Source organism: Vibrio sp. 10N.261.55.A10 (genome assembly GCF_041470825.1).
GTDB classification, from domain to species: domain Bacteria; phylum Pseudomonadota; class Gammaproteobacteria; order Enterobacterales; family Vibrionaceae; genus Vibrio; species Vibrio crassostreae_C.
In genome coordinates, this window is record NZ_JBFRNC010000041.1 from 48,441 (window position 1) to 55,352 (window position 6,912).

General features: G+C 43.7%; 6 protein-coding genes. 4 read left to right on the forward strand and 2 right to left on the reverse strand.

Annotation, left to right across the window (positions count from 1 at the left end; translation table 11 throughout):
* The first annotated feature begins 425 nt into the window (after positions 1-425).
* From AB4274_RS13265 to AB4274_RS13280, 4 genes are all read left to right on the forward strand, one after another.
* Positions 426-1,862 (forward strand): coniferyl aldehyde dehydrogenase, encoded by a 1,437-nt coding sequence (locus tag AB4274_RS13265; RefSeq protein WP_017070227.1) that lies wholly within the window; start codon positions 426-428, stop codon positions 1,860-1,862.
* Positions 1,859-2,437 (forward strand): TetR/AcrR family transcriptional regulator, encoded by a 579-nt coding sequence (locus AB4274_RS13270; protein WP_372112243.1) that lies wholly within the window; start codon positions 1,859-1,861, stop codon positions 2,435-2,437. The genes AB4274_RS13265 and AB4274_RS13270 overlap by 4 nt, the downstream gene beginning before the upstream one ends.
* Before the next feature lie 528 nt (positions 2,438-2,965).
* A complete protein-coding gene (locus AB4274_RS13275) occupies positions 2,966-4,540 on the forward strand; it encodes an ABC-F family ATP-binding cassette domain-containing protein (RefSeq protein WP_372112245.1) in 1,575 nt (524 codons plus the stop codon).
* Between the two features lie 115 nt (positions 4,541-4,655).
* Complete coding sequence (locus AB4274_RS13280) at positions 4,656-5,894, forward strand: leucine-rich repeat-containing protein kinase family protein (protein WP_017063605.1); 1,239 nt, start codon at positions 4,656-4,658, stop codon at positions 5,892-5,894.
* Positions 5,895-5,975: 81 nt separating this feature from the next.
* Here AB4274_RS13280 and AB4274_RS13285 read toward each other — a convergent pair whose 3' ends face one another.
* A complete protein-coding gene (locus AB4274_RS13285) occupies positions 5,976-6,425 on the reverse strand; it encodes a hypothetical protein (protein WP_017063604.1) in 450 nt (149 codons plus the stop codon).
* A 68-nt stretch (positions 6,426-6,493) separates the two neighbouring features.
* Complete coding sequence (gene yqfB, locus AB4274_RS13290; RefSeq protein ID WP_017063603.1) at positions 6,494-6,808, reverse strand: N(4)-acetylcytidine aminohydrolase; 315 nt, start codon at positions 6,806-6,808, stop codon at positions 6,494-6,496.
* Positions 6,809-6,912 lie beyond the last annotated feature (104 nt).

Sequence of the window (6,912 nt, forward strand, 5' to 3'; positions counted from 1 at the left end):
GATATTTGTGGTGACGATTACGTTTTTTTATCGACAGATCGACTTAAAATGACAGGTAAGGAATTACAAGGTTTTAGGGTAAAAAACAGGCTGAAGCGCATTAAATATAAAGCAATTTCTCACATTAAATTAGGGAGAAAAAATGTGCAGAAACCAAAAGATTTTTAGTAAATTGAGTGAGGTTAAGTCAGAGTTGTGACAAATATAAGCACTTCACAATCTGAACTCTCGCTATCACCAACACAGCTTGTGTCCCGCGATTCGATGCCGATAAACACTTCATTCTTCCTACTAGAACTCGCTCACTTCAATGTTGTAACCGCTCAATTTTTGAACTTTTCTCGCGCATATCTTGTATTCGGTTCAATCTTCTTGTAATTTTAACTGACCAACCAATCGGTCAGCCTTCGAATTTAGGGGATACTATGAGCCATAATCTAGACCTTGAACCAAACACGTCGAGCACCAACGACATGGATCAAATATTCAACCGACAACAAGATCACTACCGTAACAACGTTAATCCAACACTTGATCAGAGACGAAATGATCTCTCAGTCTTGAAAAAACTATTAATGCGCTACCAAGAGCAGTTAATTGAAGCGGTATCAGAAGATTATGGCCATCGAGCAGAGCACGACAGCTTAATTGCTGACATCACCCCTTCCCTACACCAGATCAATTACAGTGATAAAAACCTGAAGAAGTGGTTGAAGCCTTCACGTCGAAAAGCCGGCTTGATGCTAACACCAGCCAAGATTACTGTGCATTATCAGCCAGTAGGTGTGGTTGGTATCATCGTGCCTTGGAACTTCCCAGTCATGCTCTCTTTAGGCCCTCTGATCACAGCGTTAGCAGCGGGCAACACGGCGATGCTCAAGATGTCGGAGTTTACTCCAGCGACCAACCGAGTTTTAAAAGCGATGTTGGCCGAAGGCTTTAGTGAAGATCAGGTTGCGATTATCGAAGGCGAAGCTGACGTTTCCGCTAAATTTAGCCAACTGCCGTTTGACCATATCCTTTTCACAGGCTCAACCGCTGTGGGTAAACACGTTATGAGAGCAGCGGCTAACAACTTAACACCAGTTACCTTGGAATTAGGCGGCAAATCTCCAACCATCATTGCCCCTGACTTTGATGTAGCTGACGCTGTTGAACGTATCTTGTTTGCCAAGAGTCTAAACGCTGGCCAGATATGTGTAGCGCCTGATTACATCTTATTGCCGCGAGAAAAATCAGACGAGTTCATCACAGCCTATAAGCGTTATTTCAAGAAGCTTTATAAAGCCGGTATTGAGAGCAAAGACTTAACCTCAGTGATCAACATGCGCCAATACAATCGCTTGAAAGGTGTCATTGAAGACGCACAAGCCAAAGGCGCGGTTATTCACACGGTAACCGAACAAGCACAAGACGATGTAAACCACAGAATGACGCCGCACCTTCTCACCGAAGTGAACGATGAGATGCTCGCGATGCAAGAAGAGCTGTTTGGTCCTGTTTTGCCTATCGTGCCTTATGATTCCATCGAAGAAGCAATCAATTACATCACAGAGAGAGAACGCCCACTGGCTCTGTACCTAATGAGCCATAATAAAGAAACCCAAGACAAGCTTTTATCAGACACGCACTCTGGCGGCGTGTGTATTAATGATTCTTTGGTGCATGTGGCTGCAGAAGACGCACCATTCGGTGGCATCGGCCCTTCAGGCATGGGACACTATCACGGCATTGAGGGCTTCAAGACCCTTAGCCATGCCAAAACCGTTCTAAGTAGAGGAAAAATCAACTTCACCAAGTTAATGCATCCTCCTTACAACAACCCAATCAAGAAACTGATGTTCAAAGTACTCAATAGATGATCACCAAAAGACAAAAAATCCTAGATGCTGCACTCCTGCTCTTCTCTCAACAAGGGCTAGAGGGCACATCTACCGGACAAATAGCGAAAACAGCCGGCGTGGCAAAAGCGACGTTGTTCCACCACTTCGAGAATAAATCTCTATTGATTGATGAACTGTTTCGCGAGCTGAAGCTAGAGCTATTCTCGACCCTTCAACCGCACACTGATGTGGCTGTAGAAGATCGCTACCAAACCTTTAAGTTCATGTGGATCACAGGAATTGAGTGGGCATTAGAGAATCCGGTTGCGATGAAGTTCTTCACCAATGTTCATTTCGACCCAACGACTCAAACTCGAGAAGTGATTGTTTCACAGATGTTCGCATCGCTAGACGAGATCATTTTGAAAGGGCAACAAGATGGTGAATTGATGGTGTTGGACATTAACCTTGTTAGACACTTCATTCATAGCCACTTTCTGATTTGTGCAAACTGGCTGATTGAACAAAGCGAGTCTCCACCAGAGCAAATATCGAAGTACATCAACGATAGCTTTGATATGTGTTGGCGCGCCGTTGGTGGGCAAACCAAGTAGCTTTAGCTTTAAGCCCAAGGCTCTAAGCTCTAAGCTCTAAGCTCTAAACCCAAAGATATAAGTTCTAGACTCAACTGATTTCCAATAATGATCACTAAAGCGCCACAAAGGCGCTTTAATTATTTGAACACAATTTAATCACCTCAACATATTGACTCAGAGTACTTTCTTTCAGTACCATCCCACCATCATTTCAAAAGAGAATAACGCCATAATGAAGTACTAACATCCTGACATCCGATTTATTTTTATAAAAATCATTTGGACACTCGGGGTTAGTGGGCGTTACTTCATCATCTATTTTCGCGACAAATCAAGCTCTTAAAGATCCGTTTTTTGACAAACAAACATCTTTAAGATTAGTACCTCAAAGACAGAAATCAGATCAACACCCTATTTCCTATCTTTGATTGGCATACTACCTAAGTAACGTCTTTGGCGATCTATACATAGAATTCTGTGTAGGGTTCTATATAGAAAAAGCGCCTCACCCCTTTTATTCGTATATACGTAAAGGGAGGTATTTTTATGCCTACTATTTTAACCAACAATCTCTCATTCCAACTCGATACTGGTGAGTGGTTATTCAAAAACATCACCTTTAATTTAAGCACTCGCCTCACAGGCCTAGTCGGAAGAAATGGGGCAGGAAAGTCATTGTTACTTTCGTTGCTCGTTGGACAAAAACAGCCCACAACGGGCAGTGTTTCGCGCCAAGGTTCAATCGGCTTTTACTCTCAGTTACCATCAACGCTACTGGATACCAACATCACCATCGCTGACTTCTTAGGACTCACCGAAAAGTTAGAAGCGTTAAGCGCCATAGAACAAGGTAGCTGTGAACTGCAGCACTTCAATATCGTTGGCGATGATTGGGATTTAGAGGCGCGTACCCAGCAGTTGCTAGGTACATTAAAGATCACTCGTGATTTGAACACACTTTGTTGCTCTTTGAGTGGTGGGCAACTCGCCCTGTTACAGCTTCATCAGCTATTCGTATCAAATAACGACATACTGATCCTCGATGAGCCTTCGAACCATTTGGATAACGACGGACGCAATTGGCTACTAGAACAATGCCAGTTGTTTGAAGGTAAGGTACTTGTCGTCAGCCATGATCGAAGCTTATTGAGACAAATGGAAGGTATCTACCATCTCAACAGTTTGGGGTTACGTTTCTATAAAGGAAACTACGATGACTACTTCAAACAAATGTCGAATCAGGCCGATGCACTAGATAAACAGATTGCACATCACCAATCCGAAAAGAAACGACTGGAGCGCCAAGCTCAAGCTAATAAGGAAAAAGCACAGCAACGTGAGTCTCAAGGTAATCGACTCAGAAAGTCCGGTAGCCAACCCAAGATATTATTGGATGCGATGAAAGATAAAGCAGGACGAACGCAAGGAGCATCAGCCACTAGTCAAAAGAACTTAAAGGACCAAAACCAATATAAGCTTCAATCTCTTAAAGAACAAAAGGAACAACTAAAACCACAGGCCTTGTATCTACAGCAGAGTAATAGCAAGAAAAAGAACTCGCTATTAACCGTTGAAGATTGCCATCTGAGTTTTGGTTCTGACGCTCGTATCAACTTTTCTATGTCGCAAGGTGAACGGTGTTATCTCACTGGTGCAAACAGCTGCGGAAAGTCGACGCTGTTAAAGGCCATTCATGGGCAACACTCGAACTATACAGGTTCCATTAAACGCTTAGGGTCCACAGTATACTTGGATCAACACTTTGGACTATTAGACACCAACGACACAATGTTCGATAGCCTGGTGACACATAGCGGCAGCATGACAGAAAGTGACGCACGAACCTTGTTAGCTGGTATTGGATTCAGACGAGACTCCGTCTACCGCAAAATAGCTCACCTAAGCGGTGGAGAGAAAATGAAACTGGCGATGTTGATCGTCAGCCATAAACAGGATTCGCCATTACTGCTGCTAGATGAACCAGACAATCACCTAGACATCGACTCGAAGCAAATATTGGCTTCGGCTCTGCGTGAATACCAGGGTGCATTCATCTTGGTCAGTCATGATAGCGACTTTGTTGAGGAAGTCGGCGTTAGCCAAAACCATATCCAGCTTTAACCTTCGTAAATTCGTTCACTTAGTTTAGTTAAGCGAGTATTCTTCCGGATACTCGCCTTTCTTGATTGAGACAAGTAAACTACGCGCCTCGAACATCTATTCATAAGGCTAAGGTTTGCATACTCTAGAACAATTAAAATCAGGGCAACTTAAAGGTATTAAGCGCTTAAAACTGTCGGAAAGTCTCACCGAGTTTCCTCTAGAAATCATAGAGCTTGCAGATTCTCTTGAGATCCTAGACCTTTCAGGTAATCAGCTGTCAGACCTACCAGCCGAGTTATCAAAGCTAACTAACCTGCGTATTATCTTCGCGTCGAATAACCTGTTTACGCACCTGCCTGATGTTCTTGGGTCACTTCCTAAGCTTGAAATGATCGGTTTCAAGACCAACCAAATCAAAACCGTAAGTGAAGTATCTCTACCACCTCAATTACGCTGGTTGATCCTGACCGACAATGAGATTGAGGCCCTGCCTAGCTCACTAGGTGAAAGACCGCGACTACAGAAACTGGCATTGGCGGGTAACAAGATTCGCGTGTTACCAGAAAGCATGGAAAACCTATCCAACCTTGAGCTAGTTCGCCTGTCTGCAAACCAGTTGACTGAATTCCCAGAGTTCCTTATCAAGCTACCAAAACTGGCTTGGTTAGCGTTTGCGGGTAACCCGTTTTGCAAACACCCTAGCAGCTTAGATAGCGTGCCTGCGGTTAGCTCTCAAAGCTATTCACTGAATCAAGTACTTGGCCAAGGCGCATCTGGCGTGATCTCGCATGCAAGCTGGCTAAACAGCGACTTCGATTTTCCACAGGAAGTGGCGGTTAAAGTGTTTAAAGGCGAAGTCACCAGTGACGGCTACCCACATGATGAACTGGAAGCGTGCTTGCAGGCTGGACACCATAACAACTTGGTAAAATCTATCGCCCAAGTAGAGGAACAAGATTACCTAGCTTTGGTGATGGAACTCATTCCAAACAGCTACTACAACCTAGGGCTACCACCAACACTCGAGACTTGCACGCGTGATACTTTCCCAGAAGGTTTCGAACTTTCAATTGCTCAAATCAATAGCATTACAGAGCAGATGATTGATGTGTTTGAACACCTTCATGCCAATAAAGTCTCTCATGGTGATCTATACGCTCACAACACTTTAGTGAACGAACAAGGTCAGATGATCTTTGGTGACTTTGGCGCTGCGACTATCTACGGCTACCTAACTGAAGAACATCAACAAGGTATTCGCCGAATTGAAGCACGTGCATTGAAGTACTTTATTGAAGACCTACTGACGATTTGTGCAAAGCAAGATCAAGACAGCGAGCTTTATACTCGATTGGCGAACTTCGAAGCTTAATAGAAGTATTCAGTCAGATTGAAGACAACAAAGCCAACATCACTGTTGGCTTTTTTATATGCTAATTAAACGAACCAGCGTTTAGCTTTCAACTTGAACAAGCTTCAAGTACGAATGCAGCTCTCCGCTCTTATACTCAACCGCAGAGTGAATATTAAGGTCAGCACGAGCCACAACAGCAAACTGGTAGCAGTTCTCACCCTTCAGAATCTCGACGTGTAACAAACCGTCTTTTAGTTGCCACTGCCCTGTTGTTTCAAATCGGTCGAACAAACGATATTCAATCAAAGAACCGTCAGCATTGAAGTGCACTTCAGTGATGTAACCGCCGGGGCAGCTCTTCACCCAAACTCGATTCTCGATATCACTGACCGTAAAGTTACGCCTTGTGTCACGCCACGCTAGAAAGCCTTCGCTATCATAAAGAGCAATGTCGAGATCAGTTCTAGAGATTAACGGCTGCTCATTTTGCTCACGACAATAAAGTTGAAGCAAAATTTGCTGAACTGTTTCGCTCTGTAATTCACTCATTGTGGCTTCCCTTTATCATTGCTCTGCGTTAGACGCAGTATTGATCAACAAATTCTATTTAAAGCGGGCTACACAAGCTCGTAAGAAACCACATACAGTTGAGAGATACCCGGGTAGATATCTTGAATCACGTCTTTCAGTACTTGCAGCGTCATGTTCTCTTGCTGAGCATGGAACTCACCTAAGTCATCAAACAAAATTGGCTCAACGCTGATGATCTTAAGATTACAGAACACACGGTCTTGCTCTAGCGTCGATACTTCCACAACACTGCCTGGCTGGTAGTCTCGCTCAGATTCATCACGAATAGTAATCGTCTTCTTGCCAGATAGGATGTCAGTTTCAAAACGTTCGAAGAACGTCATAGTGGTCGGTGCGGTCATTTATTTCGGTCGCTTTACATTTAAAGGTTAGGTAAATGTTTATATACCAGAATGCGTGTTCAAGCGAATAAAAATTAGGTGCGGGATGCGAGATGCGAGATGCG